At 70.0% G+C, this 19,007-nt stretch carries 18 protein-coding genes; 10 read left to right on the forward strand and 8 right to left on the reverse strand.

The annotated features are described in order from the left end of the window. Positions 1-262 precede the first annotated feature (262 nt). Positions 263-1,156: a LysR family transcriptional regulator gene (locus AMK22_RS10545; protein ID WP_073783731.1), complete on the reverse strand. Its 894-nt coding sequence runs from the start codon at positions 1,154-1,156 to the stop codon at positions 263-265. A 181-nt stretch (positions 1,157-1,337) separates the two neighbouring features. Between AMK22_RS10545 and AMK22_RS10550 the strand changes: the two genes are divergently transcribed. Genes AMK22_RS10550 through AMK22_RS10560 form a run of 3 tightly spaced genes read left to right on the forward strand, consistent with a single transcriptional unit; the run spans position 1,338 to position 5,169 of the window. Continuing rightward, positions 1,338-2,135: an enoyl-CoA hydratase/isomerase family protein gene (locus tag AMK22_RS10550; protein WP_073783733.1), complete on the forward strand. Its 798-nt coding sequence runs from the start codon at positions 1,338-1,340 to the stop codon at positions 2,133-2,135. 41 nt (positions 2,136-2,176) lie between these two features. Beyond that, entirely contained in the window at positions 2,177-3,814 is a 1,638-nt protein-coding gene (locus AMK22_RS10555; RefSeq protein WP_073783735.1) for an acyl-CoA synthetase, read from the forward strand. After that, positions 3,811-5,169: an MFS transporter gene (locus tag AMK22_RS10560; protein ID WP_073783737.1), complete on the forward strand. Its 1,359-nt coding sequence runs from the start codon at positions 3,811-3,813 to the stop codon at positions 5,167-5,169. The genes AMK22_RS10555 and AMK22_RS10560 overlap by 4 nt, the downstream gene beginning before the upstream one ends. A gap of 150 nt (positions 5,170-5,319) precedes the next feature. On the opposite strand, the gene AMK22_RS10565 is transcribed toward AMK22_RS10560, so the two are convergent. Further along, a complete protein-coding gene (locus tag AMK22_RS10565) occupies positions 5,320-5,796 on the reverse strand; it encodes a hypothetical protein (RefSeq protein WP_073783739.1) in 477 nt (158 codons plus the stop codon). Between the two features lie 248 nt (positions 5,797-6,044). On the opposite strand from AMK22_RS10565, the gene AMK22_RS10570 reads away from it, so the two are divergent. Beyond that, positions 6,045-6,434, forward strand: coding sequence for a hypothetical protein (locus AMK22_RS10570; RefSeq protein WP_073783741.1), 390 nt, complete (start codon positions 6,045-6,047; stop codon positions 6,432-6,434). Between the two features lie 57 nt (positions 6,435-6,491). Next, positions 6,492-6,980, forward strand: a complete 489-nt coding sequence (locus tag AMK22_RS10575; RefSeq protein ID WP_073783743.1) for a hypothetical protein — start codon at positions 6,492-6,494, stop codon at positions 6,978-6,980. A gap of 12 nt (positions 6,981-6,992) precedes the next feature. On the opposite strand, the gene AMK22_RS10580 is transcribed toward AMK22_RS10575, so the two are convergent. Next, complete coding sequence (locus tag AMK22_RS10580) at positions 6,993-7,670, reverse strand: LacI family DNA-binding transcriptional regulator (RefSeq protein ID WP_158072036.1); 678 nt, start codon at positions 7,668-7,670, stop codon at positions 6,993-6,995. An 82-nt stretch (positions 7,671-7,752) separates the two neighbouring features. Between AMK22_RS10580 and rhaI the strand changes: the two genes are divergently transcribed. From rhaI to AMK22_RS10595, 3 genes are read left to right on the forward strand one after another with little or no spacing between them, the layout of a single operon-like run. Further along, entirely contained in the window at positions 7,753-8,916 is a 1,164-nt protein-coding gene (rhaI, locus tag AMK22_RS10585; RefSeq protein ID WP_073783747.1) for an L-rhamnose isomerase, read from the forward strand. Position 8,917: 1 nt separating this feature from the next. After that, the gene (locus AMK22_RS10590; protein WP_073783749.1) at positions 8,918-10,954 is read left to right on the forward strand and encodes a bifunctional rhamnulose-1-phosphate aldolase/short-chain dehydrogenase; all 2,037 of its coding nucleotides are present in this window, start codon (positions 8,918-8,920) and stop codon (positions 10,952-10,954) included. Next, positions 10,951-12,375 (forward strand): rhamnulokinase, encoded by a 1,425-nt coding sequence (locus tag AMK22_RS10595; RefSeq protein ID WP_073783751.1) that lies wholly within the window; start codon positions 10,951-10,953, stop codon positions 12,373-12,375. Before AMK22_RS10590 ends, AMK22_RS10595 begins: the two co-directional genes overlap by 4 nt. A gap of 615 nt (positions 12,376-12,990) precedes the next feature. Here the strand turns inward: AMK22_RS10595 and AMK22_RS39455 are convergent. From AMK22_RS39455 to AMK22_RS10610, 4 genes are all read right to left on the reverse strand, one after another. After that, on the reverse strand, positions 12,991-13,146 hold the full coding sequence (locus tag AMK22_RS39455; protein ID WP_158072037.1) for a hypothetical protein: 156 nt from the start codon (positions 13,144-13,146) through the stop codon (positions 12,991-12,993). Between the two features lie 18 nt (positions 13,147-13,164). Next, a complete protein-coding gene (locus AMK22_RS10600) occupies positions 13,165-14,310 on the reverse strand; it encodes a CU044_5270 family protein (protein ID WP_073783753.1) in 1,146 nt (381 codons plus the stop codon). After that, positions 14,307-14,870, reverse strand: coding sequence for an RNA polymerase sigma factor (locus AMK22_RS10605; RefSeq protein ID WP_073783755.1), 564 nt, complete (start codon positions 14,868-14,870; stop codon positions 14,307-14,309). The genes AMK22_RS10600 and AMK22_RS10605 overlap by 4 nt, the downstream gene beginning before the upstream one ends. 265 nt (positions 14,871-15,135) lie before the next feature. Next, positions 15,136-15,642 (reverse strand): hypothetical protein, encoded by a 507-nt coding sequence (locus tag AMK22_RS10610; protein WP_073783757.1) that lies wholly within the window; start codon positions 15,640-15,642, stop codon positions 15,136-15,138. A 454-nt stretch (positions 15,643-16,096) separates the two neighbouring features. Between AMK22_RS10610 and AMK22_RS10615 the strand changes: the two genes are divergently transcribed. Next, positions 16,097-16,972 (forward strand): endonuclease/exonuclease/phosphatase family protein, encoded by an 876-nt coding sequence (locus AMK22_RS10615; RefSeq protein ID WP_242433925.1) that lies wholly within the window; start codon positions 16,097-16,099, stop codon positions 16,970-16,972. Between the two features lie 74 nt (positions 16,973-17,046). Here AMK22_RS10615 and AMK22_RS10620 read toward each other — a convergent pair whose 3' ends face one another. Further along, positions 17,047-18,177 carry an RNA-guided endonuclease InsQ/TnpB family protein gene (locus AMK22_RS10620; protein ID WP_073784031.1) on the reverse strand — a complete coding sequence of 377 codons (1,131 nt, stop codon included), beginning with the start codon at positions 18,175-18,177 and terminating at the stop codon, positions 17,047-17,049. 149 nt (positions 18,178-18,326) lie between these two features. Between AMK22_RS10620 and AMK22_RS10630 the strand changes: the two genes are divergently transcribed. After that, complete coding sequence (locus AMK22_RS10630) at positions 18,327-18,770, forward strand: NUDIX hydrolase (protein WP_073783761.1); 444 nt, start codon at positions 18,327-18,329, stop codon at positions 18,768-18,770. Positions 18,771-19,007 lie beyond the last annotated feature (237 nt).

Consider the following 19,007-nt stretch of genomic DNA (forward strand, 5'->3'; position numbering starts at 1 on the left):
CCCACCGCTCGAGATCGGGCTGGCGCCAGGACGCGATCGATCCCGGGTGGTGCGCGGCCCGGGACACGAAGTGGCATTTTGCCCACGCGGACCCGCCGGTCCGCGCCCGGTGGCGTTCCTGCGCGGGCAGCAGGTGGCGGCCGTCGCGACGACCGACGACCGGTGCACCGCTGTGGCGCGGCTGCGCGCGACCGGGAGTCGGGCGGGGTCGTGCAGCCGATGGACAGCGCGACTCAGGTGTCGCCCCCGCGCGACGGGCCGCTCAGCCGTCGGCTCCGGAAAGGCTCTCCGAGACCGCTTCGGCGAACGACGCGATCGCTTCGTTGTCCCGGCTCGGCACCCATACCACCGAGGTCAGCCACGCAAGTGGCGCCCCCTCCAGTGGACGCCACACCAGACCGTCGATGAGCGGGGTGACCGGGGCCTCGTTGAGATGGACGCCACGACCCGCGAGTACCAGCCCGTGCACGAAGTGGGGGTTGCGCGCGTGTCTGATCGATCCGGGCAGGAATCCCTCGTCCCGGCAGATGGTGAGCATGTGGTCGTAGAGGCGCGGCGCCATCGCACGCGGGAAGATCACCAGTGGCGTCCCGTCGAGGTCCCTCAGCCGGACCCCACCGCCGCCCGCTGCCGCGGCATGGTCCGACCGCAGCACGACGCCCAGTTCCCGCCGCACCACAGGACCCGACTCCAGGCCCACCGTGTCCGACGGGTGCCGGACCACCCCCGCGTCCAGTTCGCCCTCGCGCAGCCGGGCCAACTGCTCGTCCGTGGTGAGCTCATGGAGATCGAGTAGCACATCGGCCACCCGGTCGGCAAAGCCGACGGTGAGATTCCGCAGCACCGTCGGGCCGGTGTCCGGCGGTACGCCGACCCGCAGCACGCCTGCCTCGCCGGGCCGGATCCTGCGCATCGCCTCGCGCGCGGTGTCCACCCCGGCGAGTACCGGCCGCACATGCTCGAGGAGCAGTGCCCCGGCCTCGGTCAGCTGGACGCGGTGCCGCGTCCGGTCGAAGAGCCGTACCCCGAGTTCGCGCTCCAGGTCGCGGATGCGCTGCGACAGAGGCGGCTGGGCCATGTGCAGGCGTTCCGCCGCACGGCCGAAATGCAGTTCCTCGGCAAGGACGGCGAAGTAGCGCAGGTGGCGGAGCTCCATGAGCGGACCATATCGCTCCGATATCACGGCCAGTCCCGATTGGTGTTGGCCAGTTCACATCCCCGCCTGTTTGCATGACTGCTCACGGGACGCCCGCTCACGGACATCCGCCCGTAACTCCGCTTCCCTTCGGCTCCATCACCTCCTTTCCCCCTGCCCATCCCGAGAAAGGCATGCCCTCATGACCGAGAAGAGCACCGTCGTCGTCACCCGGCACCCGGTGACGGCCACGACCGCCGATGTCTACGTCGCCGAGGTCACCCTCAACCGCCCCGACAAGCTCAACGCCTGGACCGGCGAAATGCGGAGCCAACTGGTCACGGCACTCGACGCGCTGGGGGCGGACGAGCGGTGCCGCGCGGTCGTTCTCACCGGCGCCGGCCGCGCGTTCTGCGCCGGTCAGGACCTCGCCGAGACCGCGGCGATCGATCCCGACGACCACGCGGCCGCCGAGGCATGGATCGACGACTTCGGCCGGCTCTTCCGCGTCGTACGCAGCCTGGACAAGCCGGTCGTCGCCGCCGTCAACGGCGTCGCAGCGGGCTCGGGCTTCCAGTTCGCTCTGCTCGCCGACTTCCGCATCGGCCACGCCGCGGTCCGGATGGGGCAGCCGGAAGTGCTGTCCGGCATCCCCAGCATCACCGGCATCTGGGCGATGCGGGGCATCCTCGGCCGGGCGAAGACCGCCGAGTTCGCGCTCGGTGGCCGCCTCGTCGACGGCACCGAGGCCGAGCGGCTCGGTCTCCTCACACGTCTCGTCGCACAGGAGCAGGTCAAGGCGGAAGCGCTGGCCGAGGCAACCCGCCTGGCCGAACTCCCTCCCGGCGCGGTCGCGCTCACGAAGGGGCGGCTGCGCGAACTGGACGACGCGGACCTCGACGACGCGATCGAGACGGCCAAGAAGGTGCACACCGCCGCGTATGCCACGGGTGAGCCCCAGCGCGAGATGGCCCGCTTCCTGGCCGGCCGCCGCCGCTGAGTCCGCCGCATCCCCCCTCGTCCTCAGGAGAGGAACCCTCAATGACCACCAGCCTCACGCCGCACACCGGCGCGGCCTTCGACGGCGAGAGTGCCTACCGCCATCTCATCGAAGAGCACCGGTGGACCGTCCCCGACCGCTACAACATGGCCGCTGATGTCGCCGACCGCCATCCTGGCGACCGGCTCGCGCTCGTCTTCGAGGACCACACCGGTCACCGCGAAGAGGTCGTCTGGCAGCAGATCCAGGACCGCTCCCGGCAGATCGCCGCCCATCTGCACACACTCGGGGTGCGCAAGGGCGACCGGGTGGCAGTGCTGCTCCCCCAGCGCCCCGACACCCCGGCGACTTATCTCGGCGTACTGCGCACCGGCGCCGTCCTGGTGACGATGTCGTTGCTGTGGGCCGACGACCCCATTCGCTACCGGCTGGCCGATTCCGGCGCCACCGTTCTGGTCACGGAGGCCTCCGCAGGCGACCGCGCCGCCGGTTTCAGCGGCACGGTCGTGGACATCGACGACCCGGCCATCAGCGCGCTGTCCCCGGTGTACACCACGGCCGACACCGCCCCGGACGACCCGGCGCTGATCTTCTACACCTCGGGCACCACAGGTGCCGCCAAGGGCATTGTGCATGCCCACCGCACCCTGCTGGGGCACAACGAATTCCGCTACTGCCACGATCTGCGACCGGGCGACGTGTTCTACGGAGCCGGTGACTGGGCCTGGTCCATGGCCAAATTGATGGGCCCCCTCCGTGCGGGCGCCGTGCACCTCGTGTACCGGCCGGCCGGCGGCTTCGACCCCGCTGGGCTGCTGGCGGCCATGTCCCGTAACAAGGTGACAACGGCCCTGGTCAACCCAACATTCCTCCGTAAAATGATGCAGGACGTCCCGGATGCGGGCAGTCGTCATCCCCAGTCGCTGCGGGTGGTGTGCTCTTCGAACGAGCCGCTCACCCCAGACCTCATCGAGTGGTTCCGTGCTCAGTTCGGCGTCACCCTGCTGGACTACTACGGGTCCACGGAGTCGTATCCGCTGCTCGGCAATTTCCCCGGTGTACCGGTCAAGCCCGGTTCGATGGGCCGCCCTCTTCCCGGCTGGGACGTGGCGCTGCTGGACTCCGACGACCACGAGGTGCCGGTCGGGCAGCCCGGCGAGATCTGCTTGCGCGCCGGATCCAACCCGCAGTTCCCGCTGGGCTACTGGAACCGCCCCGAGGCATCGGCCGAGTCGTTCGGGGGCACGTGGTACCGCACGAAGGACCAGGCCGTCATGGACGAGGACGGGTACTTCTGGTTCCTCGGCCGGACCGACGACGTCATCAAGACGTCCGGCTACCGTGTGGGACCGTACGAAGTGGAGGCCGTGCTGCGCGGTCACCCCGCGGTCGCCGACGCCGGAGTGGTCGGCGTCCCCGACCCGGTTCGCGGACAGGCCGTCAAGGCATGGATCGAACTCAACCCCGGCTACGAACCGGACGAGGCCCTGGCACAGGCCATCACCCGCTTCGCCCGCGCCGCCCACTCCCGTTTCGCCTATCCGCGCCTGATCGAGTTCGTCGAAGAGCTGCCTCGATCAGCCACCGGAAAGATCCAGCGAGCTGCTCTTCGCGCCCGAGACCTGAGCCCTGCCGGGCCCGACGTCGCGGCACCATCCCGGAAGGACGGACGGACATGACGACCGACACCAGTGCTGCGGTGTCCGCACCCCAGTCGGCGAGACCCGTGGAGCCCGAAACCGCCGTCACCCCGGGCGTACGCCGCAAGGTGGCCACGGCGACGGCCATCGGCAACTTCGTGGAGTGGTTCGACTCGGGGGCGTACGCCATCATGTCCGCGACCATCGCCGGGCTCTTCTTCCCCCAGTACGACAAGACCGCGGCGCTCCTCGCCACCTGGGCCGTCTTCGCCGGCGGCTTCATCGCCCGCCCTCTCGGCGCCGCGTTCTTCGGCCGCTACGGCGACCGCATCGGGCGCAACCGCATGCTCGCGCTGAGCGTGCTGTGCATGAGCGGTTCGACCCTGCTCATCGGTCTGCTGCCCAGCTACGCGACGCTCGGCATCGCAGCCCCGGTCCTGCTCTTCCTGCTGAGGGCCATGCAGGGCTTCTCCACGGGTGGCGAGTACACCGGGGCCTCGGCGTTCATCATGGAGTACGCCCCCGAGGGGCGCAGGGCCCGCTATGCCAGCGTGGTGCCGCTCACCGTCGGACTGGCCTCCGTCGCCGGTGCGTCGACCGGCCTGCTGATCACCTCCTTGCTCGACGAAGCGGCGCTGAACAGCTGGGGCTGGCGCGTTCCGTTCCTGCTCGCCGGGCCGCTCGGCCTCATCGGCCTGTATCTGCGCAGCCGTATCCAGGACACTCCGGTCTTCCGGGCGCTGGAGAAGGACGACGTGGTGCAGAAGGCACCGCTGCGCGAGGCATGGCGGGTCTGCCGACGCCAGGTGATGACGCTCTTCGGCTACAGCATCACCAACGCCGTCGGGTATTACCTCATGAGCAGCTACATGATCGCCTACATGTCCGAAGAGGTCGGGTACACCAAGTCGCAGGCCATGCTGACCAGCATGGTGGCGATGCTCGTGTACAGCCTGGCATGCCCGCTGATGGCCGCCGCCAGTGACCGGTTCGGCCGCAAGCCGATGCTGCTCATCGCGTGCGGCGGCTTCACCGTGGCCACCTTGCCCGCATTCTGGCTGATCGGTGAGGGGCTGACGGGCGCGATCGTCGGCACGGCGCTGCTGGCCGCACTGGTCGCGGTGATCGGTACCTCCAATGTGCCCGCGATGGTCGAGATGTTCCCCGGCCAGCTCCGGGCGAGTGGTTCGGCCATCGGCTACACAGCCGCGTACGTCCTCTTCGGCGGCACCGCACCCTTCGTCGCAACCGGTCTGGTGTCCCTCGGCGGCACTCCCCTGGCGCCCGGCTTCTACCTGATGGGGCTGGGGCTGGTATCCGCGCTGGTGGTGCTCTTCTCCTTCCGGGAGACGCGGCACCTGCCGCTGACACGCACCACCGTGCTCGAAAAGTAGCACCGTACCGACGAACGGTGGCGGCCGTCCCAGGAGCTCCGGACGACCGCCACTGCTCCCCCATCACCGCTTCGTGGCTCTGTCGTGGACGGCCTGCGGCCTTCGGAGCCGGCACGGCTTCCCCTCCTGCTGCTGGTGATCCGGGGGGCGTCACCGGGTCCGAGGCATCGACGGGCCTGCGGGCGTCCCTCCGCCCTTGCGACGCACCGCATCCGACGCCGCGCGCCGATCCACCAGGGATTGCGGGACAGCCCTCAGCCACAGCTCCGCGAGCTGTTCGCAAAACTCCGGGCCAAGCGAGGAATCGTCCCGGCGGTCGTCGGCCGGCCGACCCGGGTCGAGGCACCGCAGCGGGCGGTCGCAAGGAACACGGGCCGCCCGGCCGCCCATACGTCCGGCCTGACGACGCAACGAATCGCCGGCCTCTGCCCGGGCGAGGTCAGGACCGATGCGAGGAAACGCCACTCTGCGGTCCACGACGATCGTCTCGGGAATCACGACCGGCCGGACGGCCGCGCCGTTGAGGCGCTCGTCAGTGCCATCGGTCGAGAACAGCCGACGGTCGTGGGCGTTCTCAAAGGCCGTGTTCAAGAACAGCGTGCGGCCCGCAACGCCGTTCGCGCCCACCGCCAAGGGCGCGGTGCGGTGAGGCCGGGCACCTGAAACGCGCCAACAGCCTCTCGGGACGCGGCTCGACGGTCGACGCCCTCGCGACCGATGCGGAAGTCCTACCGGCCGTCATAAGGCACTTGGCCCCCCGTCGGCACAGGGGATGTGCTCTCCGGTCCGTCTCTCGTGACGCGCCTGGCTCCGGCGTCGATACGCCCGGGGGTACCTGGGCTATGGTGTCGAGACCGAGGGACGGGGGAACGGCGATGCATCGCAAGCGGCACGGTGCCATGGGCGCCGCCCTCGCGCTGCTGACCCTGCTGGCCGCACTGTTCTGCGCCACGACCGCCTCTCCGCCCGCGTTCCGGGCGACACCCTCCTCGGCGGCTGCCGACCTGCACATGGCGCCACGTCACGAGGCGCTGGACGACGCCGGCCACGACGCACCTGTCTCCGCAGGAAAGGCGTCGTGCCTGAAGAAGGTTCAGCCGAAGCAGGAACACCTGCGGTTCCATGCGCTGCTCGAACGTGCTCTGCCGACGCAGGCCGATGACATGACACCTCCGGTGCGGGGCCCCGGGCGCACGGGGGTCCAGTACTTCGGGCCGAGACCGTCTCCTCCCGATCTCACCGAACTCTCCGTACGGCGGGTATAGACCCGCGCGTTGTCTCCGCGCGTCCCTGTCACCCCGTTCAACCGGAAGAGTCGTTCGTTGTCTGTCTCCCGCTCCCCCCGTGCGGCGTGGGCCGCCCTGCGCTGCTGGCCCCGACGCCGATATGCCGCTCTGGCGGCGGCCACGCCAGTGGCGGTCCTGTTCCTGGGCGTGCCCACCGCCCTCATCCCGACCCCGCTGTTCTCCCGCTCGGTGCCGCCGGTGTGGTGGAACTACCCGGTGCTCGTCCTCGCCGGCGTGCTGTCGGCCGTGGTGTTCGCCACCTATGTACGAACCCGGCCCGTCTCGCGCCGTGACGACGCAACCGGGCGTTCGCTCGGGTCGGCCGGCGCGGTGCTGTCCTTCCTCGCCGTCGGCTGCCCTGTCTGCAACAAGGTGGTCCTGCTCCTGTTGGGGGCCTCGGGCGCGCTGAGTTACTGGGCACCCCTGCAGCCCGCGATCGCGGTGCTCTCCCTCGTCCTGCTGGTCGAAGCCGCCCTGCGACGCCTGGCCGCCGAGGCGGCCTGTCCCGTGCGGCCCGCTGCCTGACCACCGCTTTCCCTACGTCGCACATCTCGCTTCGAAGGTACTGCGCGGAGACTGCCTGGCGGCCTTCCGGGGCCGCCCGCGCACCGCGCACGCCGCCCCACCACGCGCGACCGACACCAGCCGGACACGGAGAAGCCGATCCGCGTGTGCCCGAGGCCGAGCAGATGCTCCACCGCGGCGCGCGCCCTCCACGTCGTCCCCCGCCACGGCGTCGAGGTCCCTGCCCTTGGGCCGGTGGTCGAGGAGCACGACACGGGTGCCGTGGTCGACGAGTATGCCGATGTTGTCGCGGGTGCCCCGTGACGAGGTGAGCATCACGCCCTGGAGCCGCTGCTGCGCGAACTGTTCGAGGATCCTGCGCTCACGTGCCGGGTCGGCGTCCGAACTGCTGAGGACCATGGTGAGCCCGGCCTCGACGAGCCGGTCCTCGGCACCGCGCGCCATCTCGGTGAAGAAGGGGTTCGCGATGTCGAGGACGAGGACACCCGCCGTCCGGGAGGCGCCCTCGCGCAGTTGGCGGGCCGATGCGTTGGGGACGAAGCCGAGCCGCCGGATGGCGTCCTCCACGCGGGACCGCGTCCGTTCGGCGACGATGTGCGGCCGGTTGAGGACGTTCGACACCGTCACGACGGACACGCCCGCATGGCGCGCGACATCGCCGATGCGCACCGATTCGGCAGAAACCGTCACGACCCCCCTCCTGACCAAACGCTTGCGATCAGTGTAGGAGAAGTGTTTGAATCGATTCATAACCCCTCGCAAGGGAGATGACATGGTCGATTTCGCCGACGTCACCCCGCGCCTGTCCCAGCTCGCGATCGAGCTTCCCTCCTGGGCCTTCGGAAACTCCGGCACCCGCTTCAAGGTCTTCGGCACCCCCGGCACGCCACGCACCGTCCAGGAGAAGATCGCCGACGCCGCGACCGTCCACCGGTTCACCGGACTCGCCCCCACGGTGGCACTGCACATCCCGTGGGACACGGTCGACGACTTCGGCGCGCTCCGCGCCCACGCCGAGGAGCAGGGCGTCGCGCTCGGCACGATCAACAGCAACACCTTCCAGGACGACGACTTCAAGCTCGGCAGTCTCACCCACTCCGACCCGAAGGTGCGCCGCAAGGCGGTCGACCATCACCTCGCCTGTATCGAGGTGATGAACGAGACCGGCTCCCGCGACCTCAAGATCTGGCTCGCCGACGGCACCAACTATCCCGGCCAGGGGGACATCCGGGCACGCCAGGAATGGCTGGCCGAAGGGCTGGCGGACATCTGTGCCCAACTCTCCGGCGACCAGCGGCTGGTGCTGGAGTACAAGTTCTTCGAGCCGGCGTTCTATCACACCGACGTGCCGGACTGGGGCACGTCGTACGCACACTGCGTCGCCCTCGGCGAGCGGGCGGTGGTCTGCCTCGACACCGGGCATCACGCGCCGGGGACGAACATCGAGTTCATCGTCGCCCAGCTCCTGAGGCTCGGGAAGCTCGGCTCGTTCGACTTCAACAGCCGCTTCTACGCCGACGACGACCTGATCGTCGGCGCAGCCGATCCCTTCCAGCTGTTCCGGATCCTCGTCGAGGTCGTCCGGGGCGGCGGCTACGGGCCCGGCTCGGACGTCGCGCTCATGCTCGACCAGTGTCACAACATCGAGCAGCGGATTCCGGGACAGATCCGGTCCGTGCTCAACGTGCAGGAGATGACCGCTCGTGCGCTGCTCCTCGACACCGAGGCACTCGACGCGGCGCGCACCGCAGGCGACGTCCTGCTCGCCCACGAAATCTTCACCGACGCGTTCTACACCGACGTACGACGTGACCTCGCCGACTGGCGCGAGTCCCGCGGCCTCCCGGCCGACCCGATGCGGGCCTACCTCGCCTCCGGCTACCAGAAGCAGATCGAGGCGGACCGGGTCGGCGGTCGCCAGGCAGGATGGAACTGACGTGAACAACACCGTCGTCGAGGCACTGATCAGCCGCTCGAACCGGCTCGGCAGCGACCCGAGGAACACCAACTACGCCGGCGGCAACACCTCCGCCAAGGGCACCGAGAACGATCCCGTCACCGGCGAGCCGGTCGAGCTGCTGTGGGTGAAGGGGTCCGGCGGCGACCTCGGCACACTGACCGGATCCGGGCTGGCGGTGCTGCGCCTGGACCGGATGCGCGCACTCGTCGGCGTCTACCCCGGCGTCGAGCGCGAGGACGAGATGGTCGCCGCGTTCGACTACTGCCTGCACGGCAAGGGGGGCGCGGCCCCGTCGATCGACACCGCCCTGCACGGCCTCGTCGACGCGGCGCACATCGACCACCTCCACCCCGACTCCGGCATCGCGATCGCCACCGCCGCCGACGGCGAGGAGCTCACCGAGAAGATCTTCGGCGACCGGGTCGTCTGGGTGCCCTGGCGTCGCCCCGGATTCCAACTCGGTCTCGACATCGCCCGCGTCCGGCGGGACAACCCGCAGGCGATCGGCGTGGTGCTCGGTGGCCACGGCATCACCGCCTGGGGCGACAGTTCGGAGGAGTCCGAGCGCAACTCGCTGTGGATCATCAACACCGCGGCCGCGTACATCGCCGAGCACAGCAGGCCCGAGCCCTTCGGACCGGCACTGGACGGGTACGGTGCCCTGCCGGACGACGAGCGCCGGGCGAAGGCCGCCGCGCTCGCCCCGACCATCCGGGGAATCGCCTCGCAGGACCGGCCGGTGATCGGCCACTTCACCGACTCCGACATGGTCCTCGACTTCCTGGCCCACGCGGAGCACCCGCGACTGGCGAAGCTGGGCACCAGCTGTCCCGACCACTTCCTGCGTACCAAGGTCGAGCCACTGGTCCTCGACCTCCCGGCGACCGCCTCGGTGGAGGAGTCGATCACACGGCTCAGGGAACTGCACGTCGCCTACCGCGCGGACTACCGGTCCTACTACGAGCGGCACGCCACCGAGGACTCGCCCGCGATCCGCGGCGCGGACCCGCTGATCGTGCTCGTACCGGGCGTCGGCATGTTCAGCTTCGGCAAGGACAAGCAGACCGCCCGGGTGGCCGGCGAGTTCTATGTGAACGCGATCGACGTCATGCGCGGCGCCGAGGGACTCTCGACGTACTCCCCCATCGACGAGGCCGAGAAGTTCCGCATCGAGTACTGGGCGCTGGAGGAGGCGAAGCTCCGGCGCATGCCGGAGCCCAAGCCGCTCGCCACCAGGATCGCACTGGTCACCGGCGCCGCCTCCGGCATCGGCAGGGCGACCGCGAAGCGACTCGCCGCCGAGGGCGCCTGCGTGGTGATCGCCGACCTCGACCTGGCGAAGGCCGAGGCCGCCGCGGCGGAGATCGGCGGTCCGGACGTCGCCGTCGGGGTGGCCGCGGACGTCTCCGACGAGGCGGCCGTGCGGGCGATGACCGACGCGGCGGTACTCGCCTTCGGCGGCCTCGATCTGGTCGTGAACAACGCGGGTCTGTCGCTGTCGAAGTCGCTGCTGGAGACCACCGAGCGGGACTGGGACCTTCAGCACGACGTGATGGCCAAGGGCTCGTTCCTGGTCTCGAAGGCGGCCACGAAGGTGCTGATCGACCAGGGGATGGGCGGAGACATCGTCTACATCTCCTCGAAGAACTCGGTGTTCGCCGGGCCCGACAACATCGCCTACTCCGCGGCCAAGGCCGACCAGGCCCACCAGGTCCGGCTGCTGGCGGCCGAGCTCGGGCAGCATGGCATCCGGGTCAACGGCGTCAATCCCGACGGTGTGGTCCAGGGCTCCGGCATCTTCGCCGGCGGCTGGGGTGCCAAGCGGGCAGCGGTGTACGGCGTGGAGGAGCAGGACCTGGGCAAGTTCTACGCCCAGCGCACGCTGCTCAAGCGGGAGGTCCTGCCGGAGCACGTCGCCAACGCGGTCTTCGTGCTCTGCGGTCCGGACATGACCCACACCACCGGTCTGCACGTGCCCGTCGACGCGGGCGTGGCAGCGGGCTTCCTCCGATGACCTCGGTGCGGGTCGCGGCGGTCGACCTCGGCGCGACCTCCGGACGGGTGATCGCCGCCGAGGCGGGCCCCGGCCTGCTCCGCCTCGATGAGGTGCACCGGTTCCCCAACGACCCGGTGCGCACCCCCGACGGGCTGCACTGGAATCTGCTGGAGCTGTACCGCCAGGCGCTGGCCGGCCTCCAGCGGGCGCACCGGTCCGGCGGCGGGCTGGCCGGTGTCGCCATCGACTCCTGGGCGGTGGACTACGGCCTGTTCCGGGACGGCCGGCTGCTCGGCGTACCGTTCCACTACCGCGACGAGGTGCGTGGGGCGGCGGGTGTCGAGCGGGTGCACGCAGCGCTGCCGCGCGCCGAGTTGTTCGCGCGCAACGGCCTGCAGTTCCTGCCGTTCAACACGGTGTACCAGCTGGCCGCCGACCCGTGGGCCGAGCTCGCCGACCGCATGCTGCTGGTACCGGACCTGCTCGGCCGGTGGCTGACCGGAGCGGAGGCGACCGAGCGGACCAACGCGTCCACCACCGGGCTGCTCGATGTCCGCACCGGGGAATGGGACCGCGAGCTGGCCGACCGGCTCGGGCTGCCGCGGCGGGTGCTCGGCGAACTCGTCGACCCGGGCACGAGGATCGGCGCGCTGCGGGGTGACCTCGCCCGCGCCCTCGACCTGCCCGAGCTGCTGGTCACGACGGTGGGATCCCATGACACGGCCTCGGCCGTGGTGGGTGTGCCGATGACCGGGCCCGGCGCGGCGTACGTCTCCTGCGGCACCTGGGGCCTGGTCGGCGCGGAGCTCGCCGAGCCGGTGCTCACCGAGGCGGCGCGCGCGGCGAACTTCACCAACGAGGGCGGTGTGGACGGCCGGATCCGCTTCCTCACCAATGTCATGGGTCTGTGGCTGCTGAGCGAGAGCATGCGCTGGTGGGCGCGGGACGGCGGATCGGTGTCGCTCACCGATCTGCTGGCCGCGGCCGCCCGGCTCCCCGGGGATGTCGAGGTGTTCGACGTCCAGGACTCGCGGTTCCTCGCCCCCGGCGACCTGCCGGGGCGCATCGCGCAGTGGTACGACGAGCACGGGCTGCCGGCGCCCACGGACCGGCCGTCCCTGGTCCGTGCTGTCCTGGAGAGTCTCGCGCAGGCGTTCACCGACGCCGTCGAACGCACCCAGGAGCTGTCCGGTGAGCGGATCGACCGGATCCACGTCGTCGGTGGTGGCTCGCTCAACGTGCTGCTGTGCCAACGTCTGGCCGACCGGTCGGGCCGCAAGGTGCTGGCCGGTCCCGTCGAGGCCACCGCGCTCGGCAACGTGCTGGTGCAGGCGCGGACGGCCGGTGCTCTCACCGGCACGCTCGAAAACCTCCGTGACCTGGTGGCCCGGACCCACGCCCCGATCGTCCTCACTCCGTGCCCGCGGCGGGCCGGCTGATCCGGGGGCGCCTCCGCGCCGACGGCCTCCGGCCCGACGCGCGGTGTTCCCGAGCCTCGCCCGGTGTGCTCCGGTCCGGTTCGCGGGCGCGGGCGAGTGGGGCAGCGGCCGGCATGCTGCGGTCCAGGGAGGAGCACGACCCGGCCGTGCCGGCGGACACGCTACGTTTTCGGGGGTGCGAGAAGGCCCGGATCCGAAAGGGGAGCGCAGCCCCGCCCGGTCCTGTCAGCGGACGTGGCTGCGCATCCCTGTCTATGGGCCGGGCACGGTTGACGCGACCGGTGTCGGGCGATTCGGTGGCCGGGCTCCCTCGTACGGGTGTCTCTCCAGCGGCCCTCGCCTGGTGGGCGGGGCTTTCAACTCGCCGTACTGCTCTGCACTTCAGGCGTTCGGGTGACTACTCAGCAGGGACAGGCGCGGGGCCACGGTCCCATACGTGGCGGGCCGCGTGACACACCGCGGGTCCGGGGGCGCAACGATGACTCCCTCGGTGCCCAGAGCCAGGGCTTCGGTGGCCTCGCGAACGTGGTCGAACCATCCGCCAGGGCTGCCGAAGGAGCGCGTACTCGAAGCCGCCTGCCGCGACAGCGCTCCTCGGACCACGACGGGACCGGCTCAACCTCCGCAGCCGAGCCGGATGTCGATGTCGGATATGACCCAGCCGCCCGCCTGCTTCTTCCAGGTGAGGGAAGCCGCGTTCGTGTCAAAACCGCCGTCGTCGTTCTCGTGGCACTTTTCCAGGCCCGCCCACATGTTGTTGCCGTAGGTCACTTCAAGACGAGAACGGCCTCAGCGGGCCGGCTTGGGATCCGGCGCCTCGTCCGGAGCGGAAACCGGGCCCGGGTCCTCGGTGTCGGTGTCGAACGGCGGTGCCTCCTCGGTCCACTTCATCGACGTGATCGTCGTGTAGTCCCGCACCTCGCCCTTGCTCGCACCGTCACCGCCCCGGGTGGCCACCTTCTCGGTGCCGAGTGGCAATCCCGTGGACTTGTCGAAGATCAGGCGGAGTTCGGCGGGTTCGTGAGGGCTGGGGAGGGCGACGGCGTAACCGGTGCGGCCGGTGTGGTCCTTGACGTCGCCGAGGGAACGCACGCCGGGTTCGGCGGCGAGGAGGCGGTAGGCGGCGGCGCGCAGGGCCGGGGTGGACGGGAAGGTCGTGGCGAGTCGGACGGCCGTGTCGACGACGATCCGGTCGAGGATTTCCTCAGGGGCGTTGTAGTCCTTGTCGACCAGGGCGAACAGGCGCTTGCGGAGGGCCTTTTCATCGGTGGGCAGCGTGGCCAGGAGGCGGAGGGGGAGGTCGCCCATCGTGACGACGTCCGCGCTTCCGCCGGGGGCGTCGTGCTGGATCTCGCCCCTGCCGGCGTAGGTGACGGTCTCACCCATCAGGTTCCACGACGTGGGGGAACCGTCCGCCTTCCATGCCGCCTCGTCGGCCTTCGTGGCCGGACGGGCCCCCAGGTCCAGGAGCTGCGACCACTGCTTGTTCTTGGCGGCGGCCGTCCAGTACCGCTGCTCGGTGCGAACGTCGACGGTGTAGTTCTTGCCGGGGATCTTCTGGAGGGAACCGAGGTGCTCCTCCACGTACCAGTACGTGCCGGAACCGGCCGGTTGCTGCTCAACGTGGGAGGCGGCAGCGAGAAGGACCTGGCTGCCGGAGCCCGATGTCGCGGAGGGCGCGGGTCCTGGCAGCTCCGGCGCGGTGTGAGTGATCACCACGGCCGCCACAGCCGTCGCCGTGGCCAGGGCGAGACCCGAGACGAGAGGGCGGCCCACCCTCCGCTGCCGGGCGGTGGCGCGAGCCGTGCGCGTCGCCCACGGACGGCTCATGACCGTTGCGAGCTCCTCTCCCCGAACCGGCGACGGCGTGGGGCGGTCGGGGTCGAGGTGGGCGGGGCGGGCGGCTGTCAGGCGGTGCAGGATGTCGTTCTTCACCGGGCTTCCTTTCCTACGGCGATCCGGACTCGGGTGGACACGCGCCGCACGTCTGCGGCCTCCTCCGTGAGCGGGTGGGCGGAAGCCGCCTGGGTGAGACGTTTGCGCGCCCGGTGCAGACGGACCCGCAGGGTGATGGGCGAGCAGCCGACCACCGCGGCCGCCTGTGCCGGGGTCAGGCCCTGCCACCCGGAGAGGATCAGTAGTTCCCGATCGTCCTCCGACAGCGTGGCCAGCGCCTTGAGCAGCGCGCTTCGCTCGGACACCTCCTCGGCGATGTCCGCCTCGACGGATTCCGCCCAGGAGCGCAGTTCGGCGGCGAACGACGCGCGCCTGGCCTCCGCCCGGATACTGTCCCGCAGGATGTTGCGGGCGACTCCGAGCAGCCACGGCAGCGGCGGCTCGGGGACGTCGTCCAGCTTGCGCCAGGCCACGGTGAACGTCTCGTTCACCACTTCGTCGGCGACCTGTCGTCCCGCACGGCTGACCACGTAGGCCCACACGCGTTGCCGGCAGCCGTCATAGATGGCGGTGAAACGATCCGCGTCGTAGTCGGGCACTGCCGCACCTCCTGTCCCTCCTGGTGTGTTCTGTCGTTGGGTAGTGGGCCGAACGGGGCGATCGTTACAGCGGCATGTCGGAGAACACGCCCGTGGGACGAGGCGTACGTCACATCAGGGTCCGCAACGGTGCCGCGCAGGGCGCGGCGGCCGGAAGTGGGGTGCCGCGAGTGGTGCAGGCGACGTGGAGGACAGGCGAGGTCCACTCGGTGACGAGGTGGGGTTCGAAGGTGCTGCGGTGGCCGACGCCGTCGCGGATGCTGCGCTACCCGCGTGTCGCGTGCATCTCCTGGAACAACTCGAACTCGCCGTCGGGGGCGGCACTGAACCCCTGCCAGCGGAACGAGGTCGCCGTGACGTCGGTGAACGTCCACCGCGAGCGACTGCCCTCGGAGTCGGTACCCTCCTGGATCATCCCACCAGCGCCGTCAGGCCGGCCGATCTGGGAAAAGTACGACGGAAGCTTCGGTGAGATCCACGTGATCTGCCACAACCCGGTCGTGATGTCGTACATGCGGATGGTGGTGCCGGGATACCGACCGTGGAACTCCGGGCAGAAGAGCACGTCCTGCACCACCCGGCCGCCCAAGGCCCAGCCGAAGCGCCACTCACCCGCTGCGGTACGCCACTGCCCGTCGGGATACCGGTATCGGTTGCTGATGTTCCAGGTTCCGACCAGCCTGCCGTAGAGCATCATCGCCTCGGCATGGTCCGGATCCGGGCCGTCGGCCGAGAGCAGTTCCAGCATCGAGTCACGGGACGACACAGTCATCAGGCTCTCAAACCTCCTGCTGATGGAACGCGATCGACCGGCAGAGGATAGCGCTCCCCGCTGACACAGCGAGCGTTGCCCGATGCGGCACTGAGCCGTGTCGTCGTGTTGCGGGAGGCCGGACGGCGCGAGCGGCGGACTGCGTGGACGCGGGCGGTGAGGACATCGGTCGTCCACACACCGTCGAGGCCCCGGTGGTCGCTCGCCGCCGAAGTGGTGCGGGCGCGGCGGGAGCAGGGCTGTCGAAACTGATTTCCCTCATGCCTCGTCTTGAACAGCAAGGTCAAACGGATGGAACGCCATGGTGGAGCAGCAGGCAGCAATGGCCCGGTGGACGCGATGCCGATCCGGGCCGCGGGCCGCGGGTGGGAGTACGAAGCGGGATCCGGGGTGCCGGTCGGTCTGGAGGCGGGGGCGGGTGCCCTCCGTGTTCGCGGTGCTGACGGCCGGGCTCATGGTCTTCCACCGGGCGGTGCCCAACTCCGTGGGCCACCTGGGCAGTCTGCTGGAAGCATTCCTTCCGTGGCTCGGCCCGGTGGTCGTGGTGCTGCTCGTCCTGGCCCTGCTGCGCCGTTCAGCGACCACGCTGGTGGCGCTGCTGCTGCCGACGGTTGCCTGGGCGCACCTCTTCGGCGGGCTGCTGCTGCCCGCGGCGGCTCCCGGCCCGCACGACCTGGTCGTGGTGCAGCACAACGTCAGCGACGAGAACACCGACCCGGCGGGCACGGCACGCGCCCTGGCCGGCGCCGGGCCCGACCTCATCGGGTTGGAGGAGCTGGTGCCCCCGGCACTGGCGGTCTACGCGCGGACCCTCGCCCCGAACTACCCGTACCACGCGGTCCGGGGCACCGTCGGAATCTGGTCGAAGCATCCGCTGACCGGTACCCGGCAGGTGGACATCAAACCCCGGGCGATCACAGAGACGTGGAGTCGCGGGCTGCGGACCGTGGTCCACACCCCGCACGGCGATATCGCGGCATACGTCGCACACCTGCCCTCGGTCCGGGTCCGCGCGAGCGGCCTTGCATCCTCCCGGCGGGACGAGAGCGCCGGTCTGCTGGGCAGGGCCATCGCCGCCGAGAAGCTGAAGACGGTCCTTCTGCTCGGCGATCTCAACGGCACCGTCGAAGACCGTGGGCTGGCCCCGCTGACCTCACGGATGAACACAGCGGAGCGAGGTTTCGCCTTCAGCTTCCCCGCCGCCTTCCCCATGGCGCGTATCGACCAGGTCATGGCCCGCTCGGCGGCGGTCCGTCAGATCCGCACCTTGTCGCCCACGGGCAGCGACCACCTGCCGGTCATCGCTCGGGTCACAGCGGGGTCAACTTGACCCGGCCCTGAAGGACCGGGCTTGGAGGTAGTGCCCGGCTGGCTGCTGGGGTGGACTCCTCCGTCCAGACACCCCTATGGGGTGGCAGGGACGCGTGACTCACGCCCCGCATTCCACACGCTCTCGCCACGGGTGGCGATGTTGTGGGAAGCATTCCGGTCGGCGTGGGCAACGACCCCGCACCTCCGGCAGATGAAAAGCCCCTGGTCGACACGGTTTCGCCTGTCGACGTGGCCGCACTCGGCACACGTCTGCGACGTGTACGCGGGATCAACGAAGACCAGGGGCACCCCGGCCCGCATGGCCTTGTAGACGATGAAGTCTCCGAGCTGGGCGAATGCCCAGGAGTGGAAGGCGACCCGTTGGGGCTTGCGGAGCCGTACCCGGTTGCGGATGCCCTTGAGCTCTTCGAGGGACAGGCCGCGTCCGGTGCGTTCAGCCTCGGTCACGATCGTCTTGGAGATGATGTGGTTCTGGTTGGCGGCGTGCCGCGCCTCTTTGCGGGCACGGGCCTTCAGCCGCCGCTTGGCGCTCTTGGTGCGCTTCTTCTGGAGCTTGGCACGCAGGGCAAGCTGTCGCTTGCGGTACCGGTTGAGCCCCCGCCCGGCGGCAAGGTAGCCGGTGGAGGCGGTGGCGACGTTCTCGATCCCGAGGTCCACGCCGATGAAGCCATCCGGCTCGTACTGCTCGGCCTCGGGCACGTCACAGGTGGCGACGAGGTAGAACACGCCGTCGCGCTCGATCAGGTCGGATTCGCCCTGCCGGTGCGCCTGGAGCATCTTGAGCTCGTCCGGGGAGCACACGAACGGCACGTTCTTGACCCGGCCGTCCACGGTCCAGATGGACACGGTCCGCCGGTCGTACTGCCAGCTCAAACACCGGTCGTCATACGGCTGTGCGGCCTGAGGCCGGAACGTGATCGGCTTGGACTCGGCCTTGCGGCGACGCTCAGAGCCTTCCTTGCCGAGATTCCCGGCACGGATGTTGGCCTTGAGCGTGGTATACGAGTCGCGCACCTTCTTGATGACGTGTTGCGCGGCCTGCGCTCCCAGCCCACGGGCTTTGAGTTCGGCGTAGGTGTGCTTGCGCAGCTCGTACTCACGCGGCACGCCGTGCTCGAACGCCACCTCCGACACCCAGTTCGCGGCGTCATTGACCGTGCGCAGGGTGCGCTCAAGCACGGATACCCGCACGGCATCCGGCATGAGTTTGACCTGCGTCACGATCTTCACAAGCGTGATCGTAGCGTTGATCTATGTCACCACGCTGGGAGCCAAAACCCGGTATCCGCAGGGGCCGTAACGTCGCCTACACCCTCCACGCACACTTGGTCTTCACCCCCAAGTAACCCAGAATCCGTGTCGCCGCGTACGTGATCCGGCATCGTGCGGTCCCCGAACTACTGGTGTTCGACCACGTAGGCATACCGGAAGCAGGCGCCCAGGTCCCCGCGGGAGGGGTCAGGACAGGCGAAGGTCTGGAAGACGCGGCTCTTCGGGAGGTCGCCGAGGAAACCGGCCTGCTGACAGCGACGGTGGTGAGGCGGATTGCGGTGGAGGACAAGCCTCACCCCGACACGGGTCAGCCGCGGCGAACCAGCTTCTTCCACCTCCAGGCACCCGCGGACACACCCGAGGCTTGGGACCACCACGTCAACGGCGATGGTGACGACGCCGGACTCACATTCGGCTGCCGGTTTCTCCCTCTCCCTCTCAAGCAGTCCCTGGCCGACGATCAGGACGCCTGGCTGGACCGCATCGACCCTCGCTGGATCACGGTCACCCGGAACCACCAGTAGCGCGCGCCGAACACAACCGGCCCAACAGGTGGGCCCGTCGGTTCCGGGACCGCTCAAGCCGCTGTCGATCGAGGAGCGCCGCCCTGGAAGGACCAACAGGCCGACCGGGCGCGCCGGGCGGCCGGGCGGCCGGGCGGGGGGAAGTTCGTCCCGGCTTCGTCTCCGAATCCTGTCGGCTGCGGTTTGCCCGCCGCCTGGCCACCTCCCCCGCCCATCGCGTACGAGGGCAGGTGCGGT

Source organism: Streptomyces sp. CB01580 (assembly GCF_001905795.1).
In the GTDB taxonomy this organism is placed as follows: domain Bacteria; phylum Actinomycetota; class Actinomycetes; order Streptomycetales; family Streptomycetaceae; genus Streptomyces.

What these genes read in the sequence shown, in the direction of transcription:
- AMK22_RS10545 (WP_073783731.1), bottom strand. Translation starts at nt 1,156, where the DNA reads ATGGAGCTCCGCCACCTGCGCTACTTCGCCGTCCTTGCCGAGGAACTG.
- AMK22_RS10550 (WP_073783733.1), top strand. Translation starts at nt 1,338, where the DNA reads ATGACCGAGAAGAGCACCGTCGTCGTCACCCGGCACCCGGTGACGGCC.
- AMK22_RS10555 (WP_073783735.1), top strand. Translation starts at nt 2,177, where the DNA reads ATGACCACCAGCCTCACGCCGCACACCGGCGCGGCCTTCGACGGCGAG.
- AMK22_RS10560 (WP_073783737.1), top strand. Translation starts at nt 3,811, where the DNA reads ATGACGACCGACACCAGTGCTGCGGTGTCCGCACCCCAGTCGGCGAGA.
- AMK22_RS10570 (WP_073783741.1), top strand. Translation starts at nt 6,045, where the DNA reads ATGCATCGCAAGCGGCACGGTGCCATGGGCGCCGCCCTCGCGCTGCTG.
- rhaI (WP_073783747.1), top strand. Translation starts at nt 7,753, where the DNA reads ATGGTCGATTTCGCCGACGTCACCCCGCGCCTGTCCCAGCTCGCGATC.
- AMK22_RS10595 (WP_073783751.1), top strand. Translation starts at nt 10,951, where the DNA reads ATGACCTCGGTGCGGGTCGCGGCGGTCGACCTCGGCGCGACCTCCGGA.
- AMK22_RS10610 (WP_073783757.1), bottom strand. Translation starts at nt 15,642, where the DNA reads ATGACTGTGTCGTCCCGTGACTCGATGCTGGAACTGCTCTCGGCCGAC.
- AMK22_RS10615 (WP_242433925.1), top strand. Translation starts at nt 16,097, where the DNA reads ATGGTCTTCCACCGGGCGGTGCCCAACTCCGTGGGCCACCTGGGCAGT.
- AMK22_RS10620 (WP_073784031.1), bottom strand. Translation starts at nt 18,177, where the DNA reads ATGCCGGATGCCGTGCGGGTATCCGTGCTTGAGCGCACCCTGCGCACG.